This is a genomic window from Phenylobacterium sp. 58.2.17, from assembly GCF_026411515.1.
In the GTDB taxonomy this organism is placed as follows: domain Bacteria; phylum Pseudomonadota; class Alphaproteobacteria; order Caulobacterales; family Caulobacteraceae; genus Phenylobacterium.
The window spans coordinates 31,707-51,153 of sequence record NZ_JAPMTQ010000030.1 but is presented as its reverse complement, the minus strand read 5'-3'; the positions used below and the strand labels follow the sequence as shown (position 1 = coordinate 51,153).

Sequence of the window (19,447 nt, the reverse complement as noted above, 5' to 3'; positions counted from 1 at the left end):
GACGCCGCGTCCGGGCCGGCGTTCTGCGCCGCCGCCGGCGTCCTGCAGCGCGCCGCCTTCGGCCCCCGCGAGGCGGTCTCGTCCAAGGCTCTGGCCAGCGCCAAGCTGCGCCGCGAACCGCTAGATCCCCGCGCCAATCCGGTGGCCAAGGCCGCCGCCTGGCTGCGGGAAAATCTCTAGGCGGATCGATTCAAGCTTCGCCATGAGGGTGAATCGTGCTGCGGCCATGCTCGCTCAGGCTGCAAAGTCGAGTTCGTAGAATAGTTTAGCGCACGGCGTTCGATAAACGCCCGAAGCTGAGCGCCGGGCCGCGGCGTAGTTAACGCTCAAGCCTTACGCAGCAAGAAATATTGTTGTGGATGCGCCTTCACGCGCCTCCGACTCGCCTTATGCAGTTAACCGCCAATTAACGATGGTGGGCGCTTCCTTAACGCCAGCCGTCGCGGGAACCGGGCGGGCGGGTCGCCTTCAGTTCCCTTGACCACGGTACGGAGGACACAGGGTCCCAATGGCTATCGCACTTTCCGCGCCGCGCGCGACCGAACTGAAGCCGCGGATCGTTGTGTTCGGCGTCGGGGGCGCCGGGGGCAACGCGGTCAACAACATGATCGAAGCCCATCTCGAGGGCGTCGAATTCGTCGTCGCCAACACCGATGCGCAGCAGCTGGCCTTCGCCAAGACCGACCGCCGCATCCAGCTTGGCGTGCAGGTCACGCAGGGCCTCGGCGCCGGGGCGCACCCGGAAGTCGGGATGAGCGCGGCCGAGGAGTCGATCCCGGAGATCGGCGAGCACCTCGACGGCGCCCACATGATCTTCATCACCGCCGGCATGGGCGGCGGCACCGGCACCGGCGCGGCCCCGATCATCGCCAAGTGCGCCCGTGAGCGCGGCATCCTGACCGTCGGTGTGGTGACCAAGCCCTTCCACTTCGAAGGTCGCCACCGCATGCGTCTGGCCGACGCCGGCATCGGCGAGCTGCAGCGCTATGTCGACACCCTGATCGTCATCCCGAACCAGAACCTGTTCCGCGTCGCCAACGAGCGGACCACCTTCGCCGAAGCCTTCGGCATGGCCGACCAGGTCCTGCACTCGGGCGTGCGCTCGATCACCGACCTTATGGTGCTGCCGGGCCTGATCAACCTCGACTTCGCCGACGTCCGAACGGTCATGACCGAGATGGGCAAGGCGATGATGGGCACCGGCGAGGCGACCGGCGAAGACCGCGCCCTGATGGCCGCCCAGAACGCCATCGCCAACCCGCTGCTGGACGAAGTCTCGCTGAAGGGCGCGAAGGCGGTGCTGGTCAACGTGACCGGCGGCCTGGACATGACCCTGCTGGAAGTCGACGAGGCGGCCAACGCCATCTCCGAGCAGGTCGACGCAGAAGCCAACATCATCTTCGGGGCGGCCTTCGATCCGACCCTGGAGGGCATGATCCGCGTCTCGGTGGTCGCCACTGGCATGGACGGCGCGTCGATGGCGGCCATCGAGCCGAAGGTGGAGCGCAAGCCGCTGACCGCGCCGCCGCTGCGGGCCGAGACCGTGCGTCCGGCCCCGGTGACCGAGCCGGTGATGCGCGCGACCCCAACCTATGAACGCCCCGCGCCGCCGAGCTTCGCCGACCGTCCCACGCCGCGCTATCCGGAACCGGCCGCCTATGTGCCGCCGGCCCCGACCGTGACGCCGGTCGCCGCGACGCCTGCGCCCGCGCCGATCCCGGCGCCGGAGCCGGTCAAGGCGGTGTTCGAGGAAGAGCAGGGCGACCTCTACAGCGCCCCGGTCCCGGCCCCCGCGCCGGCCCCGGTCGTCGCCGCCGCGCCCGAGCCGCAGATCGCCCGCCCGATGACCAAGATCGTCGATCCGGCGGTCGAGGAATTCGAGGAAGAGCCGCTGTTCACGGAACCGGCCTACGAGGAGCGTCGCCCGCAACGCGGCGGCTTCCTCAGCCTGTTCGGCAGCCGTCCGCGCTACGAGCAGCCGGCCCCGCAGCCGACGCGCCAGCAGGCGCCGGTGAGCCGCGGCGGCGCGCAGCCGGCCGAGCAGCCGGCCCAGGAAGCGCAGTTCGACAACCAGGAAGACCTGGAGATCCCGTCCTTCCTGCGCCGCCTGGCCAACTAGGCCGGTCTACAAGATCGATGAAACGGCCGGGCGTCCGCCCGGCCGTTTTTCGTTTCAGGCCCTCGCGACCTCCCAGGTGCGACCGATGAAGGACAGGCCGAGCTTGGCGGCCACACGCTGCGAGGCGAGGTTTGTCATCGCGGTGCTGTAGAACAAGGTCAGCTCTCGCAGCTCGGGCAGGACGCTCCAGCCGGCGACAGCCTGTCCGGCCAGACCGCGGCCGCGGAAGGCGGGGAGGGTGACGAGACCCAGCTCAGCGCCGCGTGAGCCCCGCCGGGCGGTGAAGGCAAGCGCTGCGACGTCGCCATCCTCGACCACCAGGCAATAGGGCGGCCAAAGGTCGGCGACCTGCCGGAAGTTCAGGTCAAGCAGGCCGCTCGGCATGCCGTCGCGCTCGAACCGAGCCTCAAGGTTCTCGGCCTCAGCCGACCCGGAGGCGATCGTCCGCGCGGCTCCCGGCGTCTGCGTCCCCTGCGGCAGAAGGTAGCTGAGGCCGCCGGAAGGTGTCCCTGCGCGAGGGAGCAGCGCCAGGCAGCGGTTGAGGCTGGGGGGAGGGAGAGTCTCGCTCCCAGGCGTTTCGTCGCGCGTCAGCCGGTTCAGCTGGTCGAGGAGCTGGGGCGCGACTGTTTCGTCGACCCAGATGCGTCCGCCGGCCATGTACAGCAGCGGGCCGGGCGCATTGTCGGGCGGCGCCTCGCTGGCGATGCGGCCGTCCTTGAGGGTGAAGCGGGTCTCGGTCTCGAGTTCTAGGAGGCGCCTGGCGTGCGCAGGCATGACCGCGCGCTGCGGCGCAGTCGGTTGGGGATCAGACATGATGGTCTCGTCACAGGGCGCTTGCGCCCGGAAGGCCGTCTCGGCCGGAAGCGTGACGGGAGGGCTAGCGACAGCGCCCCAGGTGCGTCACGGGTGATGGATGTGCGCTGGAATGGGTCATCGCGGGTCTCCATCGTTCGCCGACGTCTTGCGAGGAGCCTAGCGGCCCTCCAAATCGGCTGTCAACGAAGCCGCGCCGGGACATCGGGACCGCCCGCTTGCGCCTTGAATCCTAAGGCTTTCTTAACCGTCCCAAATCGAAACATTGCGAAACAGGAAGTGTTTTGCTGCGGCGCGGCATAGCCCTTACCTGACAGGTGGGGCGTTATGCGGCCATCTGGCCGTGTGCCCGAACGAGGAAGGCGGCGAGTTTTGCGCGCACAAGAGTTTCAGCACACCCTGCAGGGTCCGGCGATCTTCGCCGGCGTCGGCGTCCACACCGGCGCCTACACGCGTGTCGCCGTTCGTCCCGCGCCGACCAATTCGGGCATCGTCTTCGTCCGCACCGACGTCACCGACCGTGACAACCGCGTCCCGGCCACCGGCGAGGCGGTGACCAAGACCCAGCTGGGCACCGTGATCGAGAACGCCGCCGGCGTGTCGGTGTCGACCATCGAGCACCTGATGGCGGCCCTGGTCATGCTGGGCGTCGACAATGCGGTGGTCGAACTCGACGGCCCCGAAATGCCGATCATGGACGGCTCCTCGCTGCCGTTCGTGCAGATCCTCGACCGCGCCGGCCGCCGTCAGCAGGATGCGCTGCGCGCCTATATCGAAATCCTCGAGCCGATCGAGTTCGTCGACGGCGACAAGCGCGCCAGCCTGACCCCGTCGGACCAGTTCGAGGTCGCCTTCGAGATCCGTTTCCCGTCCGCCGCCATCGGCCGTCAGGCCGTGGACATGGCCATGGACGAGCGGGCGTTCCGCGATGAGCTGGCCGACTGCCGCACGTTCGGCTTCCTGCACGAGGTCGAGTACCTGCGCTCGATCGGCCTGGCCCGCGGCGGCTCGATGGAGAACGCGGTGGTCATCGAGGGCGACCGCATCCTCAACCCGGAAGGCCTGCGCCGTCCGGACGAGTTCGTGCGCCACAAGGCGCTGGACGCCATCGGCGACCTCTATGTGCTGGGCGCGCCGATCCTCGGCCGCTTCGAAGGCGTGTTGGCTGGTCACAGCCTCAACAACCAGCTGGTCCGCGCCCTGCTGGCCGCGCCGCAATCGTGGCGTTACCGCACCCTGGCGCCGGAACTGGCCCAGGCGGTCTGAGCGACTCTCGCAGTTTCGCTTGCGAACCGGAAGCGTTGCGAGATCGTTGTTCCTCGTTTGTTCCAAATGAGGAATGCATGAGCTACGATCGACTTGCCTTTGAGACGACGCCGAATCGAACGGCGGGGCCACCCAACGGCGCAGTAACATGATGCGCCTTCCACGTGCGCTGGTTTTGACCCCGCTCGCCGCTAGCTTCGTCGCATTGCAGAGGCAGCTATGGAGTTGGGACTTGGGCGAGCCTAGCGGCCTCGCACGGCGGCTTCGCGACGTCGTTGATTGGGGCGGTATGGGTTTTCCCCATTCCATGATCTACCCACTGGCAGCACTCCAAGTTTCTGCCGCCCTGACTTTCTTTGCTGTCCTACTCGTCGATGTGGCGGTGATCTGGGGCGCGAGGAGCGTGCTTCCAGTTCAATTGAGCGCAACGACCACCGCCACCCTATGGGGCGCGTGGCTTCTGCTTTCAGTCCTTACCGTCTCTTTGACGCCCTTCCCTTTGGCATGGATTTGGACCTGATCGTGGGGGCGGAGATGGCTTAGCGGTGTCATTGCGCTCCGCCGCATTTGCGCCCTGCATTCCATGCTGTAGAAGCGGGGACTCGCGGCGCGGGGGCGCGCGTCGGTCCTTTTGAGGTGAAGGTGTCCTTGCTTCGCAATTCCCGGACTCGCACGGCTCTTATTGTCGGTTGCGCTGCTCTCGCCCTGGCCTCTTGCGCAGGCAAGAAGGAAAAGCCTCGCCTGGCGTATGAGGAGCGGCCCGTGGAGCTGCTCTACGCCACCGGCGCGGACCGGCTGGACCGCGGCCTGTGGAATCAGGCGGTCCAGTACTTCGGTGAAGTCGAGCGTCAGCACCCCTATTCGGAGTGGTCGCGCCGCGCGATCCTGATGACCGCCTACGCCCACTATCAGGGCAACGACTACGCCGAGGCGATCGGCGACGCCGACCGCTTCATCTCGCTCTATCCGGGCAATCCGGCCGCCGCCTATGCGCATTATCTGAAAGCCATCTGCTATTTCGAGCAGATCGTCGACGTGGGCCGTGACCAGGCGGCCACCGGTCAGGCGCTGGCCAATCTGAGCGAGGTGGTCCAGCGCTACCCGCGCACCGAATACGCGGCCGACGCGCGTCTGAAGATCGACATGGTCAACGACCAGCTCGCCGGCAAGGAAATGACCATCGGCCGCTGGTACCTGCGTCAGGGCGACACCCTGGCGGCGATCGGCCGCTTCAAGACGGTCATCGAGCGCTACCAGACCACCAGCCACACGCCCGAGGCGCTCTACCGCCTGGTCGAGGCCTATCTGACCCTGGGCCTGGCTGAAGAAGCCAAGCGCAACGGCGCGGTGCTCGGCTACAACTATCCGGGCGACGTCTGGTACCGCGACGCGTACAAGCTGCTGACCGACAGGGGGTTGCGCCCGGCGGTGGAACCGGCGCAGTCGAAGAAGCCGAGCCTGGTCTCGCGCCTGCCGTTCGTGAAAGACAAGGACGCGACCATCAAGCCGCCGGCTGCCGACGCCGTGCCGGCGGAGGTCCCGGCCGCCGAGACGCCGCCTGCCCTCGAAACCCCGCCGACCGCGGCGAACGAGACCGTGTCGCCGGCAGAACCCGCCAAGCGCCGTGGGCTGCTCTCGCGCATCCCGGGCCTGGGCGGCGACAATTAGAACCTAAAGCGAACTTAAGCGTCTTCCGAACCGGCTGATTCCGAGCGATCTTGCGGCCATGCTGATCGGACTTTGGATCCGCGACGTCGTGCTCATCGAGGCCCTGGACCTGTCCATCGGCCCGGGGCTGACGGCGCTGACTGGTGAAACAGGGGCGGGCAAGTCGATCATCCTCGACAGCCTGGGCTTGGCCGTCGGCGCGCGCGCCGACGCCGGACTGGTGCGCCAGGGCGCGACCCAGGCGGCGGTGTCGGCTGTGTTCGCGCCGGCGCCCGACCACCCGGTCTGGGACGTTCTGGAAGACAAGGGCATCTCCTACGATCGCAGCGAGGATCTGGTGCTGCGCCGGACGCTCAGCGCCGACGGCCGCAGCCGCGCATTCGTCAACGATCAGGCGACCAGCGCCACGGTGCTGCGCGAACTGGGCGAAATCCTGCTGGAGGTGCACGGCCAACACGAGACCGTCGGCCTGCTCGACGCGCGCAAGCATCGCCCGCTGCTGGACGCCTATGGATCGCTGGGCGCGCTCGGCGCCGGTGTCGCCCGCGCCTGGTCCGACTGGCGCAGCGCGCGGTCGCGCGCCGAGGAGCTGCGGGAGATCGTCGCCCGCTCGGCCGAGGAATCCGAGGAACTGACCCTGCGCCTGGCCGAACTGGATCGGCTGGACCCGCGCGAGGGCGAGGAGCCGGCGCTGGCCGAAGAGCGCGCCATTCTCGGCGCCTCCGAAAAGGCGCTCAGCGACATCACCGAGGCGCGCGCCGCCTTCGAAGGGCTCGGCCCGCGGCTGGCCCAGGCCGTCCGCGCGATCGAGCACGCCCGCACCCGGGCGATCGCCGCCGGCGCGGCCGAGGATTCGGCCGCCGTCGCCCGCCTGACCGCCGCCAGCGCGGCCATCGACCGCGTGTTCAGCGAAGCCCAGGAAGCTGAGGCCGCCGTCGACGCGGCGGCCGACTCCTTCGACTTCCGCCCCGACCAGCTGGAAAAGACCGAGGAGCGGCTGTTCGAGCTGCGCGGCATGGCCCGCAAGCTGCAGGTCAGCGTCGAGGAGCTGCCGCTGCTGCGTGTGCGCTTCGCCGAGCGGCTGCAGGCCATGGAGTCGTCGGAGGACGATCTGAAGGCCGCCGAGGCGGCCGTGGCCGCGGCCCGCGCCGCCTATATGGCCGAGGCGGTCAAGCTGAGCGAGGCGCGCAGTGCGGCTGGCGAGCGGCTGGCGGTGGCGGTGATGGGCGAGCTTGGCCCGCTGAAGCTGGACAAGGCCCGCTTCCGCGTCGCCGTCGAGCCGCTGGGCGAAGATCGGGCCGGGCCGGGGGGGCTGGACCGAGTGGCCTTCGAGGTCGCGACCAATCCTGGGGCGCCGTTCGGCGACCTCGGCGCCATCGCCTCCGGCGGCGAACTGGCGCGTTTCGCCCTGGCGCTGAAGGCCTCGCTGGCCGGTCGGGCCGAGGGCCCCCAGCCGCTGATGATCTTCGACGAGGTCGACCAGGGCGTCGGCGGGGCGGTGGCCGACGCCGTCGGCCTGCGGCTGCGACGGCTCGCCGCCGATGCGCAGGTGCTGGTCGTCACCCACAGCCCGCAGGTGGCCGCGCGCGGCGACGCCCACTGGCGCATTTCCAAGAGCGGTGACGCTGATCGTATTCGCACCGCCGTCGAGACCCTGTCCCTCGCCGACCGCGAGGAGGAGATCGCCCGTATGCTGGCCGGCGCCCAGATCACCGACGCGGCCCGCGCCGCGGCCAGGGCCCTGATGGATGCCTGACGCTCCGAAATCTCCCACCGACCTGACCGAGGCCGAGGCCGTCGAGGAACTGACCGCGCTCGCGGACGAGCTCGCGCGCCACGATATCGCCTATCACCAGCAGGACGCGCCGACGATCTCGGACGCCGAGTACGACGAGCTCAAGCGCCGCAACAGCGCGCTGGAGGCGGCGTTCCCGCACCTGATCCGCGAGAATTCGCCCTCGACCCGGGTCGGAGCGGCGCGGGCCGAGCAGTTCTCGCCGGTCGAGCACGGCGTGCCGATGCTCAGCCTCGACAACGCGTTCTCGAACGAGGACGCGCTGGAGTTCGACGCCCGTATCCGCCGGTTCCTGCGCCTGTCGGGCTCTGAGGAAGTCGGCTACACCGCCGAGCCGAAGATCGACGGCCTGTCGGCCTCGCTGCGCTACGAGAAGGGCGTCTTCGTCCAGGGCGCGACGCGCGGCGACGGGCGGGTCGGCGAGGACGTCACCGAGAACCTGCGCACCATCACCGACATTCCCAAGCGCCTGGCCGGCGAGGGGTGGCCTGACGTCATCGAGATCCGCGGCGAGGTCTATCTCGGCCACGAGGAATTCGCCGCGCTCAACGCCGCCAACGAGGCCGCTGGCCTGAAGACCTACGCCAACCCGCGCAACTCGGCGGCCGGATCATTGCGTCAGATCGATCCGAAGATCACCGCGACGCGGCCGCTGAAGTTCTTCGCCTATGCCTGGGGACTGCTCAGCGAGCCGTTCGCCCAGACCCAGTGGGAGGCGCTGGCCAAGTTGAAGGCCTGGGGCTTCCAAACCACTCCGGAAAGCCGCCGCGTGGTCAGCGGCCAGGGCCTGCTCGACGCCTATGGGGCCATGGAGGCCGTGCGGCCCAAGCTCGGCTACGACATCGACGGGGTGGTCTACAAGGTCGACCGTCTGGATTGGCAGCAGCGCCTGGGTTTCATCACCCGCACGCCGCGGTGGGCGATCGCCCGCAAGTTCCCGGCCCAGCAGGCGCGCACCATCCTCGAGGCCATCGACATCCAGGTCGGTCGCACTGGGGCGATCACGCCGGTGGCGCGGTTGCACCCGGTGACGGTCGGCGGCGTGGTGGTGGTCAACGCCACCCTGCACAACGCCGACGAGATCGCCCGCAAGGACGTGCGCATCGGCGACACCGTGATCCTGCAGCGGGCCGGCGACGTGATTCCGCAGATCCTTGGCTATGTGCCCGAGGAGCGGCCGGCCGACGCTGTCCCGTACGAGTTCCCCACCGTCTGCCCGTGCGACCTGAAGACGCCGATCGTCAAGGAGACCACGGCCGCCGGGGCCGAGACCGTGGTGCGGCGCTGCTCGGGTGAGTTCGCCTGTCCGTTCCAGCGGATCGAACACCTGCGCCATTTCGTGTCGCGCCGCGCCTACGACATCGAGGGGCTGGGCGAGAAGCAGCTGACCGCCTTCTTCGAGCGCGGCTGGGTCAAGGAGCCGGCCGACATCTTCCGGCTGGCGCGCGACGAAGAGAAGCTGGCCGAACTGCGGGTCACCGAGGGCTATGGCGAGACCTCGATCAACAACCTGGTCGCGGCCATCAACGCCAAGCGGCGGATCCCTCTGGACCGTTTCATCTTCGGGCTCGGCATTCGCCATGTCGGCGAGACCACCTCGCTGGCCCTGGCCCGCCACTTCGAGACCTACGACCACTTCGTCCAGATCGCGCAGGCGGCGGCAGGGCAGGTCGGCGGCGCGAACTATGCCGCCCTGGTGGATCTCGACGGCCTCGGGCCGACCGGGGTGCGGGCGCTGCTCGACTTCGGCGGCGCGCAGCAGGCGCTGCTGCTGCCCGACGAGACCTCGCTCGACAAGCGCCTGCAACTGGCCGTGCCGAAGCTGAATTCCCGTGCCCGCGCCGCGGTGATCGAGCGGTTCGGCGACTGGGAGACGATCGTGCAGGTCGCGCGGGACGCCGCGCAGGAGGAGCCGGGCGAAGAGTTCCGCGAACTCTCGGGCGTCGATGCGGTCGGTCCGGTCGCCGCGCGGATGATCGCCCAGTTCTTCGCCGAGCCGCACAACCGCGCCAAGGTCGAGGCCCTGCGCGCTCAGCTCGACGAGGTGATGGCCGCCGAGCGGCCGAAAACCGACACCGCCGTCGCCGGCAAGACCATCGTCTTCACCGGGGCGCTGGAGAAGATGACCCGCGACGAAGCCAAGGCCCAGGCCGAAGGGCTGGGGGCGAAGGTTTCGGGTTCGGTGTCGAAGAAGACCGACCTGGTGGTGGCTGGCCCCGGCGCGGGCTCGAAGCTGAAGACGGCGAGCGAGCTCGGCATCCAGGTGATGACTGAGGACGAGTGGCTGGCCTTGGTCGCCGGGTAGGCGTCGGCCGGACTTGCCGCGGGGAGGCGCAGTCCCCAACCTTGGGTAAGGCACAAGGAGGATCGTTGTGGCGTCGCACTGGCTCGTGAAGTCCGAACCGGACACCTATTCCTATGCCGACCTCGAGCGGGACGGGCGCACGACCTGGGACGGGGTGCGCAACTTCGCGGCCGCCTCGCATCTGAAATCGATGAAGGTCGGCGACCAAGTGTTCTTCTACCACTCCCAGGCGGGCAAGGACGTGGTGGCGATCGCCCAGGTCGCCAAGGAGGCTTTCCCCGACGCCAGCGATCCGACCGGCAAGTTCGTCGCCGTCGAACTGACCCCCGTGCGCAAGCTGAAGACGTCCGTCACCCTGGCGGACATGAAGGCCAATCCTGCGCTTTCGGAGATGGCCATGCTGCGCCAGGGGCGGCTGTCGGTTTCGCCGGTCAGCGACGCCGAGTGGGCGACGATCCTGAAGATGGCGGGGGAGTAGCCCCCGCTCATCTGGCCGATCCTCAGAGCGGCGCGCAGGCCGCCTCGAGCCAGGCGCGGACTTCAGGCTGCTCGATCCGCGGGCCGACCACCGCCAGCACCCGTGCGTGATAGGCGTCCATCTGGGCGCGCTCTTGCGGCGTCAGCAGCTCGACCACGATCAACCGGCGGTCCATCGGCGCCAAGGTCAGGGTCTCGAACCCCAGCATCTCGCGCTCGCCGCCGGGAATGGCCGACGGCTCGGTGACGAACTGCAGGTTCTCGATCCGGATGCCGTAGGCGCCTTCCTTGTAGTAGCCAGGCTCGTTCGACACGATCATGCCGGGCCGCAGGGCCACGAAGTTGGGCAGCTTGGATATCCGCTGCGGGCCTTCGTGCACGCCGAGGTAAGAGCCGACGCCGTGGCCGGTGCCGTGATCGTAGTCGAGGCCGACCATCCACAGCGGCGCACGGGCCAGGGCGTCCAGGGCCGAGCCTGTGGTGCCGGCCGGGAAGCGGATCGCCGCCAGGGCCAGGTGGCCCTTCAGCACCAGGGTGAAGCGTTCACGCATCTCCTGGTTGGGCTCGCCGATGGCGACCGTGCGGGTGATGTCGGTGGTGCCGTCGAGGTACTGCGCGCCGGAATCGACCAGCAGCAGCGAGCCCGGCTGGGCCTGCTTGTTGAGCCGCGTGGTCGGCCGATAGTGCACGATGGCGCCGTTCGACGCTGCGCCGGCGATGGTGTCGAACGACAGGTCCTTCAGCGCGCCGGTGTCCTGGCGGAAGCCTTCCAGCCGGGTGACCACCTCGACCTCGTCGATCGTGCGGCTCTGCCCCTCGGTGGCCACCCAGTGCAGGAAACGGGTCACGGCGACGCCGTCGCGGGCGTGGGCTTCGCGCGCGCCGGCGATCTCCACCGGGTTCTTGCAGGCCCGCGGGAGGGCGCAGGGGTCCTCGCTGCGCACGACCTCGGCGCCGGCCTGGGCGAGGGTGTCGAAGTACCAGGCCGACGATTGGCCCGGGTCGACCAGCACGCGCTTGCCCTTGAGCTCGCCGAGAGCGGCGGGCAGGTCGTCGGGCGTCTCCAGGCGCACCTCGTTACCCAGCCAGGCGCGCAGCTCGGGCGAGACCTTGACCGGATCGAGGAACAGCCGCGCCGTGCCGTCCTGGTTCAGGATCGCCTGGCCGAGCGGCAGGGGCGAGCGGATGACGTCGCCGCCGCGCACGTTGAACAGCCAGGCGATGGACGACGGCGCGGTCAGCACCGTGGCGTCGGCGTTCTTGCCTGCCAGGACCTGGCCGATGCGGTTGCGCTTGGCCGAGGATTCCTCGCCCGCATGCTCCAGCGCATGCGGGATGACCGGCGCGGTCGGCTGGGCCGGGCGCGCGGCGCCCCAGGCCTCGTCCAGCGGATTGGCGGCGACCGGCTTCAGCTCCGCACCGGCCTTGGCCGCGGCGGCCTTCAGGCGCTCCAAGGCGTCGGGCGAGTGCAGGCGCGGGTCGTAGCCAATCAGCTGGCCCTTGGCGGTCGCGGTCTCAAGATAGGCCGGCACGCCGCCTTCCACGAGATCGCGGATTTCGAAGGTCGCGGCGTCCACCTGGTCGCGGACCTGCAGGGTGTAGCGGCCGTCGACGAAGATCGCGGCCTTGTCGGCCAGGATCACCGCGGCCCCGGCCGAGCCGGTGAAGCCGGTCGCCCAGCCGAGCCGATCATTGGCCTCGGGCAGGTATTCGTTCTGGTGTTCGTCCTCGTGGGGCACCAGGAAACCATCCAGGCCTTGCGCCTTCATCGCCGCGCGGATCAGGGGGACGTGCTTCGGGCCGAAGGACGGATCGGTGGTTTCATCAAAGGTCTGACGCATGGCGCGAACTTAGTCCCGCGGCAGCCCCTGCGCCACCCTAGGCGGCGGGTTTGCGCAGGACCAAGAGACAGCCTAGCGCGCCCAGGCAGGCGATGATCAACACCCACAGCGACATCTGCGGAGAGCGTTCCATTCCGAGGGCGAAGATCAGCGGGGCGACGGCCCCGATCAGCCGGGACGGCACGCTGAGCATTCCCAACCGGCGTCCATAGTTGCGGCTGCCGAACAGCACGAGCGGCAGGGTGCCGCGCACGATCGTGAAGAGGCCGTTGCCCGCGCCGTAGAGCGCGGCGAACGGTGCGGCGGCCAGCGGTCCCAGCAGCAACAGCAGCGCCGCTCCGGCCGGGAACATCGACACGGCGACCCGGGCTGAGACCAGCGGGTGGATGCGCCGGACCAGGAAGAACTCGCCCAGCCGGGCCGCCACCTGGGCCGGGCCGACCAACATCCCGGCGGCGATGGCGGCCGTGGCGCTAGCCCCCAGTCCGATCAGCAGGGGCGGCAGGTGCGCGGCCATCACCGAGCCGACCCCGGCCATCACCGCCAGCGCCGTGGCCAGCAACGCCATCTTCAGCGCGGCCCCAGGCTCGGGCGTGTCCACGTCTCCCGGAGCGGCATGGGCGGCGCTCGCCGGCTCCATCGGGCGCGGCAGGGTCCAGTGCAGGGGCAGGGCGATCAGCAGGTTGGTCGCCGCCCAGAACAGGGCGGTGGCGCGCCAGCCGTAGGCGCCCTCCATCCAGGCCGACAGCGGCCAGGCGATGGTGCTGGCGAAGCCGGCGATCAGCGTCACTCCGGTGATCGAACGCCGGGCGTCCTGGCCGAACCAGCCGACCAGCCCGGCGAAGGCGATGTCGTAGAGGGCCAGCGCCATCCCCGCGCCGAGCACCAGCCAGGCCAACGCCAGCTGAACGCCGTCCTGCGCCGCCGCCATGCCGATGAGGGCCAGAGTCAGCACCAGACTGCCCAGGGCCAGCGGCCGCCGCGCGCCATGCCGATCTACAGCCCTACCGGCCGCTGGTCCGAGCAGGGCCGAGATCAGCAGGCCGCCGGAGTAGGCGCCGAATACAAAGGCTGTGGAGACGCCCAGCGAGCTCGCCTGGGCCTTGGCCAGGGTGGCGGGCAGATAGCTGGTGCAGCCGTAGCCAATCAGCTGCGTCACGCCCAAGGTCCAGACCGCGCGGCGGGGAGTGATGGCTGGCGCCTGCATGTCCGGCCTCCTTGATCCTGACGCCTAAGGGGAGTCGGCCGGTGCGGCGGTTCAAATAATTTACCCGGATATAATTGACTCGAACCGCTTGGTCGGGCCATTGGGTCTGTATGGACAAGAGCAGCCGCCGTGACGCCGTACGCCAGTACAAGGAACGCAAGGTCCCGGTGGGGATCTTTGCGCTGCGCAGCCTGTCGACCGGCGAGACCTTCGTCGGCGCCTCGCGCAATCTCGACGGCCAGCGCAACTCCTCGCTGTTCTCGTTGCGCCTGGGCAGCCATCGCAACAAGGCCATGCAGGGCGCCTACAACGCCGCCGGCGGCGAGGCCGGATTCGAGTTCGTCATCCTCGAACAGTTGCAGGACGAGGACCTCGGCCCGATCGGCCGCGACACCTGGCTGAAGGAACGCGAACGCCACTGGCGCGCCGAGCTTTCCGCCCAGTCGGCGATCTAGACGCGGGACAGGCCGTGGCGCATAACGCCGCTATGCATCGCGCCTGCGCCCTCTCGAATTCGAACGGTCCCCCCGGGGCCGTGCGTCTTCGCGTGGGTTAGACTTCCCAGCGAACGAACGCCGACCCCGCCGCAGACGGCCGGGGTCGATGGCGATGCAAGCGATCTCCTGCCGAGCGGACCAACCCTCGAAAGGAACGCCTCATGGATCCGACACCCCCCTATAGCCTCCGCACCGAACGCCTGCTGCTGCGCGAATTCACCCCGGACGATCTCGACGACGTCCATGCCTACGCCTGCGACGACGCGACCGTCCGCTACATGGACTGGGGTCCCAACACTCTGGAGCAGACCAGGGTCTTCCTGGGTGAGGAGATCGAACGCGCGCAGGCGAGCCCGCGCACCCACATCGGCCTGGCGGTGCAGCACCTCGACAGCGGAACCGTGATCGGTTCGATCCGGCTTGGGCTCTGGCCGCACCACAACGCCGATATCGGCTACAGCTTCGGCAGCCCCTGGTGGCGGCGGGGCTACGGCTACGAGGCCGCGCATGCCCTGGCCGCGCACGCGTTCGAGGCGCTCGGCGTGCACCGACTGTGGGCGACCTGCGACACCCGCAACGCCGGCTCCTACGCCATCATGGACAAGCTCGGCATGCGCCGTGAGGGCACGATCCGCCAGAACCAGCCGTCACGCGACGGCGGTTGGCGCGACACCTATCTCTACGCCGTCCTGGCGTCGGAATGGCGCGCGCGCGCCGCCTAGCCCGGCCGTCAGGCCCGGCGCAGGACCAGCGTCGCCCAGGCGTCGCGGTGAATGCGCCGGTGCAGACGGAAGCCCTTGGACAGGTAGGCTGCCAACACTCGGCGTTCCTGGGTGCGCAGCAGGCCCGAGAGGATCGCAAAGCCGCCCGGCTTCAGCGCTGTCTTGATGTCCTGCGAGAGGGCCACCAGCGGCGGCGCCAGAATGTTGGCGAACACCAGGTCGTACGGCGCGGCCTGCGCCACTAGCCGGTGGCCGAGACCCGAGGCGTGGACGAAGCGGGCGGTCGACTTGTTGAGCTTGGCGTTCTCGTTGGAAATCCGCACCGACGGCCCGTCGATGTCGGTGCCGACCGCAAGTTTGCTGCCGGTCAGGGCTGCCGCGATGGCCAGCACGCCGGTGCCGGCGCCGACGTCCAGCACCTTGTCGAAGCGGCGCGACTTGATCAGGTCGTTGTAGGCGATCAGGCAGCCGACGGTGGTGCCGTGGTGGCCCGTGCCGAAGGCCGCGCCGGCTTCGATGCGCAGGTTCACAGCGTTGGTCGGGGCGCGGCCCTTGTCGTGGGCGCCGAACACGAAGAACCGGCCCGCACGCACCGGCGGCAGGCCCGACAGCGCCATGGCCAGCCAGTCGGCGTCGGCGAGCTTCTCGACCACCGTCTTCATGTCGGGGAATTCGGCCAGGGCGGCGACCAGGCCGTCGGCTTCTTCGGTCGTGGTCGGGAAGGCGTCGATCCGCCAGACGTTACGGTCCTCGTCCTCTTCCAGGATCGAATAGGTCGCCCCTTCCAGCAGCGGATTGGCGTCGATCGCTTCGGCGGCGGCTTCGGCCACGGCGCGCGGGCCGCGGGAGATGATCTGAACGGCGTCTTGGCTCATGCGCGCCGTTTAGAGGCTGGGCGCGCGAAAGGCGAGGGGGCATGGGCGGGTTTCAGTTCCGCGCCGCGCCGTGCCATCATGTCGCATCCAGTGACGAGGTTTCGCCCATGAGCAAGTACAGCCCCCTCTCGGACTTTCTCGCCCAACGCGCCGAGGACGACTGGCGCGCGAGCTTCGCCGAGGTCGAGATGGTGCTGGGCGCCTCCTTGCCGAAGGCGGCCAAGCAGCCGGCCTGGTGGATCGGAACCGACAAGCCGCACCAGAAGGCCTGGCTCGACCACGGCTGGCGCGTCTCGGCGGTCGGCGAAGGCATGGTCTCGCTCAAGCGCGCCGTCGCCCACGAGGTGCAGCCGCCGGCGCTGAAAGCGGCGGCCGAGAACGCCTCGACCCAGGCGCATGTGCGCCAGACGGCCGGCATCGCCGCGATCGTCGGCGGGGCGATCGCGGTCGTGGCCGGCCTGGGCGTGCTGTCGGCGAAGCTGCTGAGGGCCCGCGCGCGGAGCTAGGCGGCTCCGACGCCGGCCTTCTGGGTCGCCCGCTCGATCAGGTCGGCGACCGACTTCCAAAGTCCCCGGGGCAGGTTGTGGCCCATCCCGGGGATGATGTGCAGTTCCGCGCCCGGAATCGTCGCGGCGGTGTCCTCGCCCCCCTGCACCTGCACCAGCGGATCGTCGGCGCCATGGATCACTACGGTCGGGGCTGTGATGGTCGCGAGCGCCTTGCGCCGGTCGCCGCTGGCGACGATGGCGGCCATCTGGCGCGAAACACCGACCGGATAGAAGGCGCGCTGATAGTCGGCGAGAAGTTGCGCGCGTTGTTCGACGTCGGCGACCGGATAGCCGGGGCTGCCGATCACCTTGGCGCTGGCCATGCCGTAGTCGAGGAAGGCCTCGAGATCGGCCTTGGGGTCTGGCGCGACGCCGGTCAGGCGCTTGGACGCCTCGGCTGTGGCCGGCGGCACGGCCGGATTGCCGGTCGTCGACATGATCGAGGTCAGGGTCAGCACCCGCTGCGGATGCTCGGCGGCGACCATCTGGGCGATCATTCCGCCCATCGAGGCGCCGACCACATGCGCCCGCTTGATCCCCAGGGCGTCCAGCAGGCCGACCGCGTCGGCCGCCATGTCCGACACCAGGTAGGGCGCGTTCGGCTTTTCGCCCTTCATCAGCGAGGCGTAGAGCCCCGGCATGTCGGCCGGGCCGAGGTCGTCGAACCTGTGCGACAGGCCGCAGTCGCGGTTATCATAGGCGACGACCCGATGACCGTTCGCGGTCAGCAGCTCGATGAAGCCGACCGGCCAGCGGGTCATCTGCGCGCCCAGACCCATGATCAGCAGGATGACGTCGCCGTCGGCCGGACCATGGTCCTCGTAATAGAGCGCAATCCCGTTGGCGGTGATCGTCGGCATGAAGGGGCCCTCCCAGGCGCGTTGTTGGGAGCAACCTGAAGCAGGGCAGGGGCGGCGGCAAGGCCGCCCGCGCCTCAGGCCTTCTCGACGAAGCTGTCGATGACCTTCTTGTCGCCGGCCTTGTCGAAGGCGACCGTCAGCTTGTTGCCGTCCACCGACTTTACCTGCCCGTAGCCGAACTTCTGGTGGAACACCCGCTGGCCGCGCTTGAAGTCGCTGGCGGCCGAGGATTCGGAGACCACCAGCCGGCCTTCGCCCTCGATCACCGCGCCGCGGCCGGGATGGCTGCCGTGGAAGTTCCGTTCTTGGGCGCGCTTCCAGCCGGGGCTGGAATAGCCCGCGCCGAAGGTCGGGCTCGCGTCCCAGCGGCTGCCGTGCTGCTGTTGCATGCCGGGCCCGCCGCCGTAGTAGCCGGTCTCGGAGCTGGCCTCGACGTTCTCCAGCGGCAGTTCGTCGACGAAGCGGCTGGGCAGCTGGCTGGTCCAGCGGCCGTAGACCTGGCGGTTTGCGACAAAGGAAATCCGCGCTTCCTCACGGGCGCGGGTAATGCCGACATAGGCTAGCCGCCGTTCCTCCTCGAGGCCCTTCTCGCCCTTCTCGTCCATGCTGCGCTGGGATGGGAACACCCCTTCCTCCCAGCCCGGCAGGAAGACCAGCGGGAACTCCAGCCCCTTGGCCGAGTGCAGGGTCATGATCTGGACGGCGTCGGCCTGCGGGCCGCGGTCCATGTCCATCACCAGCGACACGTGTTCCAGGTAGCTCTCGAGCGTGTCGAAGGCCTGCATCGACTGGACCAGTTCCTTCAGGTTCTCCAGCCGGGTCTGGGCGGTCGGCGTCTTGTCCAGGCGCAGGGCGTCGGTATAGCCGCTCTCCTCCAGCACCTGCTCGGTCAGGCGCGAATGATGGATGGCCTGGGCCTGGCCGCGCCAGCGGTCGAGGTCGCGCAGGAAGTTCGACAGCGCCGTGCGCGTGCGCGCCGCCAGCTCGTCGGTCTGCACCGCCTCGCGCGCGGCCTGCATGACCGGCACGCCGTTCACGCGGGCGATCTGCAGCAGCTTCCGGACCGTGGTGTCGCCGATGCCGCGCTTGGGCACGTTGACGATCCGTTCGAAGGCCAGGTCGTCGTCCGGCGACTGGATGAGTCTGAGGTACGCGTGGGCGTCGCGGATTTCCGCCCGCTCGAAGAACCGCGGGCCGCCGACCACCGTGTAGGGGATCTGCAGCATCACGAAGCGCTCTTCGAAGGCCCGCATCTGGAACGAGGCGCGCACGAGGATGGCGATGTCGCGATAGTTGCGCGGGTCCTTCTCGGTCCCGCCCTTCTTGGCCCGCTCGATCTCCTCGGCGATCAGCCGGCTCTCGGCCTCGCCGTCCCAGACCCCACGCACCACGACCTTCTCGCCGCCGTTCTGCTCGGTCCACAGCGTCTTTCCGAGCCGGCCCTTGTTGGCCCGGATCAGCCCGGAGGCGGCCGCCAGGATGTGGCTGGTCGAGCGGTAGTTGCGCTCCAGCCGGATCACCGTGGCGCCAGGGAAGTCGCGCTCGAACCGCAGGATGTTGTCCACCTCGGCCCCGCGCCAGCCATAGATCGACTGGTCGTCGTCGCCGACGCAGCAGACGTTCTGCCGCTTTTGGGCCAGCAACCGCAGCCACAGGTACTGGGCGACGTTGGTGTCCTGATACTCGTCGACCAGCACGTACTTGAAGCGCTCGTGGAAGTCGGCGAGCACGTCCGGATTGGCCATGAAGATGGTCAGGTTGTGCAGCAGCAGATCGCCGAAGTCGCAGGCGTTCAGCACCCGCATCCGCTCCTGGTAGAGGCTGTACAGCTTCGCCCCCTTGCCGTTGGCGAACTCCATGCCTTCGCCGGCCGGCAGGCGGTCGGGCGTCCAGCCGCGGTTCTTCCAGTGGTCGATCATTCCGGCCAGGGCCTTGGGCGTCCAGCGCTTGGCGTCGACGTTCTCGGCCTCCAGCACCTGCTTGATCAGCCGTTCCTGGTCGTCGGTGTCCAGAATGGTGAAGTTCGACTTCAGGCCGACCAGCTCGGCGTTGCGGCGCAGGATCTGGGCGGCGACGGAGTGGAAGGTGCCCAGCCAGCGCAGGCCCTCGGCGGACGGGCCGATGATGTGGGTGATGCGCTCGCGCATCTCCTTGGCCGCCTTGTTGGTGAAGGTGACGACCAGCAGTTCCCACGGCTTGGCCCGGCCAGTGGCCAGGATGTGCGCCAGCCGCGTGGTCAGCACCCGCGTCTTGCCGGTGCCCGCGCCGGCCAGCACCAGCACTGGCCCCTCGGTCGCCTCGACCGCGGCGCGCTGCTCGGGGTTCAGGCCGTTCAGGTAGTCGGGACCGCGCACCCGAGCCAAGTCGCTGACACGGGGGACGGGCAGGGCGTCGTCGAACGGGTTGTCGAATGATTCAGGCGAGGACATTGGAACATATGTAGCACACGGCGCG

Annotated in this window: 14 protein-coding genes and 2 pseudogenes; 10 read left to right on the top strand and 6 right to left on the bottom strand. The window is 69.1% G+C overall.

Annotation, left to right across the window (positions count from 1 at the left end; translation table 11 throughout):
- Both OUA97_RS16620 and ftsZ read left to right on the top strand, forming a co-directional pair.
- Positions 1 to 180, top strand: a pseudogene (locus tag OUA97_RS16620) (cell division protein FtsA); the annotation flags it as partial.
- Positions 181 to 508: 328 nt separating this feature from the next.
- Positions 509 to 2,119 carry a cell division protein FtsZ gene (gene ftsZ, locus OUA97_RS16615; protein WP_267233145.1) on the top strand — a complete coding sequence of 537 codons (1,611 nt, stop codon included), beginning with the start codon at positions 509 to 511 and terminating at the stop codon, positions 2,117 to 2,119.
- Between the two features lie 54 nt (positions 2,120 to 2,173).
- On the opposite strand, the gene OUA97_RS16610 is transcribed toward ftsZ, so the two are convergent.
- Complete coding sequence (locus OUA97_RS16610) at positions 2,174 to 2,932, bottom strand: GNAT family N-acetyltransferase (RefSeq protein ID WP_267233143.1); 759 nt, start codon at positions 2,930 to 2,932, stop codon at positions 2,174 to 2,176.
- A gap of 327 nt (positions 2,933 to 3,259) precedes the next feature.
- Between OUA97_RS16610 and lpxC the strand changes: the two genes are divergently transcribed.
- The 5 genes and pseudogenes from lpxC (at position 3,260) to OUA97_RS16585 (ending at position 10,444) form a co-directional block, all read left to right on the top strand.
- Complete coding sequence (gene lpxC / locus OUA97_RS16605) at positions 3,260 to 4,198, top strand: UDP-3-O-acyl-N-acetylglucosamine deacetylase (RefSeq protein ID WP_416362439.1); 939 nt, start codon at positions 3,260 to 3,262, stop codon at positions 4,196 to 4,198.
- A gap of 636 nt (positions 4,199 to 4,834) precedes the next feature.
- Positions 4,835 to 5,710: pseudogene (locus OUA97_RS16600) on the top strand (outer membrane protein assembly factor BamD); the annotation flags it as partial.
- A gap of 214 nt (positions 5,711 to 5,924) precedes the next feature.
- Positions 5,925 to 7,622 carry a DNA repair protein RecN gene (gene recN, locus OUA97_RS16595; RefSeq protein ID WP_267233141.1) on the top strand — a complete coding sequence of 566 codons (1,698 nt, stop codon included), beginning with the start codon at positions 5,925 to 5,927 and terminating at the stop codon, positions 7,620 to 7,622.
- Positions 7,615 to 9,966: an NAD-dependent DNA ligase LigA gene (gene ligA, locus OUA97_RS16590; protein WP_267233140.1), complete on the top strand. Its 2,352-nt coding sequence runs from the start codon at positions 7,615 to 7,617 to the stop codon at positions 9,964 to 9,966. The genes recN and ligA overlap by 8 nt, the downstream gene beginning before the upstream one ends.
- Positions 9,967 to 10,033: 67 nt before the next feature.
- On the top strand, positions 10,034 to 10,444 hold the full coding sequence (locus tag OUA97_RS16585) for an EVE domain-containing protein (RefSeq protein ID WP_267233139.1): 411 nt from the start codon (positions 10,034 to 10,036) through the stop codon (positions 10,442 to 10,444).
- Positions 10,445 to 10,466: 22 nt separating this feature from the next.
- Here the strand turns inward: OUA97_RS16585 and OUA97_RS16580 are convergent, their stop codons facing one another.
- Together OUA97_RS16580 and OUA97_RS16575 are read right to left on the bottom strand one after the other, a co-directional pair.
- Positions 10,467 to 12,284 (bottom strand): aminopeptidase P family protein, encoded by a 1,818-nt coding sequence (locus tag OUA97_RS16580; RefSeq protein ID WP_267233138.1) that lies wholly within the window; start codon positions 12,282 to 12,284, stop codon positions 10,467 to 10,469.
- A 37-nt stretch (positions 12,285 to 12,321) separates the two neighbouring features.
- Entirely contained in the window at positions 12,322 to 13,491 is a 1,170-nt protein-coding gene (locus OUA97_RS16575) for an MFS transporter (RefSeq protein ID WP_267233137.1), read from the bottom strand.
- Between the two features lie 110 nt (positions 13,492 to 13,601).
- Between OUA97_RS16575 and OUA97_RS16570 the strand changes: the two genes are divergently transcribed.
- A complete protein-coding gene (locus OUA97_RS16570) occupies positions 13,602 to 13,946 on the top strand; it encodes a GIY-YIG nuclease family protein (RefSeq protein WP_267233136.1) in 345 nt (114 codons plus the stop codon).
- 203 nt (positions 13,947 to 14,149) lie between these two features.
- A complete protein-coding gene (locus tag OUA97_RS16565; RefSeq protein ID WP_267233135.1) occupies positions 14,150 to 14,710 on the top strand; it encodes a GNAT family N-acetyltransferase in 561 nt (186 codons plus the stop codon).
- An 8-nt stretch (positions 14,711 to 14,718) separates the two neighbouring features.
- On the opposite strand, the gene OUA97_RS16560 is transcribed toward OUA97_RS16565, so the two are convergent.
- Positions 14,719 to 15,585, bottom strand: a complete 867-nt coding sequence (locus OUA97_RS16560; protein WP_267233134.1) for a 50S ribosomal protein L11 methyltransferase — start codon at positions 15,583 to 15,585, stop codon at positions 14,719 to 14,721.
- A 107-nt stretch (positions 15,586 to 15,692) separates the two neighbouring features.
- Here OUA97_RS16560 and OUA97_RS16555 point away from each other — a divergent pair, with 107 nt between their 5' ends.
- A complete protein-coding gene (locus OUA97_RS16555; protein WP_267233133.1) occupies positions 15,693 to 16,091 on the top strand; it encodes a hypothetical protein in 399 nt (132 codons plus the stop codon).
- Here the strand turns inward: OUA97_RS16555 and OUA97_RS16550 are convergent.
- Complete coding sequence (locus OUA97_RS16550; protein WP_267233132.1) at positions 16,088 to 16,993, bottom strand: alpha/beta fold hydrolase; 906 nt, start codon at positions 16,991 to 16,993, stop codon at positions 16,088 to 16,090. The two genes, OUA97_RS16555 and OUA97_RS16550, sit on opposite strands and share 4 nt — an antisense overlap.
- 74 nt (positions 16,994 to 17,067) lie before the next feature.
- On the bottom strand, positions 17,068 to 19,422 hold the full coding sequence (locus OUA97_RS16545) for a DUF3553 domain-containing protein (protein WP_267233131.1): 2,355 nt from the start codon (positions 19,420 to 19,422) through the stop codon (positions 17,068 to 17,070).
- Between the last annotated feature and the right edge of the window lie 25 nt (positions 19,423 to 19,447).

Bases quoted from the DNA above. Each gene is read 5' to 3' on its own strand.
- ftsZ (WP_267233145.1), top strand. From the start codon at position 509: ATGGCTATCGCACTTTCCGCGCCGCGCGCGACCGAACTGAAGCCGCGG.
- OUA97_RS16610 (WP_267233143.1), bottom strand. From the start codon at position 2,932: ATGTCTGATCCCCAACCGACTGCGCCGCAGCGCGCGGTCATGCCTGCG.
- lpxC (WP_416362439.1), top strand. From the start codon at position 3,260: ATGCGGCCATCTGGCCGTGTGCCCGAACGAGGAAGGCGGCGAGTTTTG.
- recN (WP_267233141.1), top strand. From the start codon at position 5,925: ATGCTGATCGGACTTTGGATCCGCGACGTCGTGCTCATCGAGGCCCTG.
- ligA (WP_267233140.1), top strand. From the start codon at position 7,615: ATGCCTGACGCTCCGAAATCTCCCACCGACCTGACCGAGGCCGAGGCC.
- OUA97_RS16580 (WP_267233138.1), bottom strand. From the start codon at position 12,284: ATGCGTCAGACCTTTGATGAAACCACCGATCCGTCCTTCGGCCCGAAG.
- OUA97_RS16575 (WP_267233137.1), bottom strand. From the start codon at position 13,491: ATGCAGGCGCCAGCCATCACTCCCCGCCGCGCGGTCTGGACCTTGGGC.
- OUA97_RS16570 (WP_267233136.1), top strand. From the start codon at position 13,602: ATGGACAAGAGCAGCCGCCGTGACGCCGTACGCCAGTACAAGGAACGC.
- OUA97_RS16565 (WP_267233135.1), top strand. From the start codon at position 14,150: ATGGATCCGACACCCCCCTATAGCCTCCGCACCGAACGCCTGCTGCTG.
- OUA97_RS16560 (WP_267233134.1), bottom strand. From the start codon at position 15,585: ATGAGCCAAGACGCCGTTCAGATCATCTCCCGCGGCCCGCGCGCCGTG.
- OUA97_RS16555 (WP_267233133.1), top strand. From the start codon at position 15,693: ATGAGCAAGTACAGCCCCCTCTCGGACTTTCTCGCCCAACGCGCCGAG.
- OUA97_RS16550 (WP_267233132.1), bottom strand. From the start codon at position 16,993: ATGCCGACGATCACCGCCAACGGGATTGCGCTCTATTACGAGGACCAT.
- OUA97_RS16545 (WP_267233131.1), bottom strand. From the start codon at position 19,422: ATGTCCTCGCCTGAATCATTCGACAACCCGTTCGACGACGCCCTGCCC.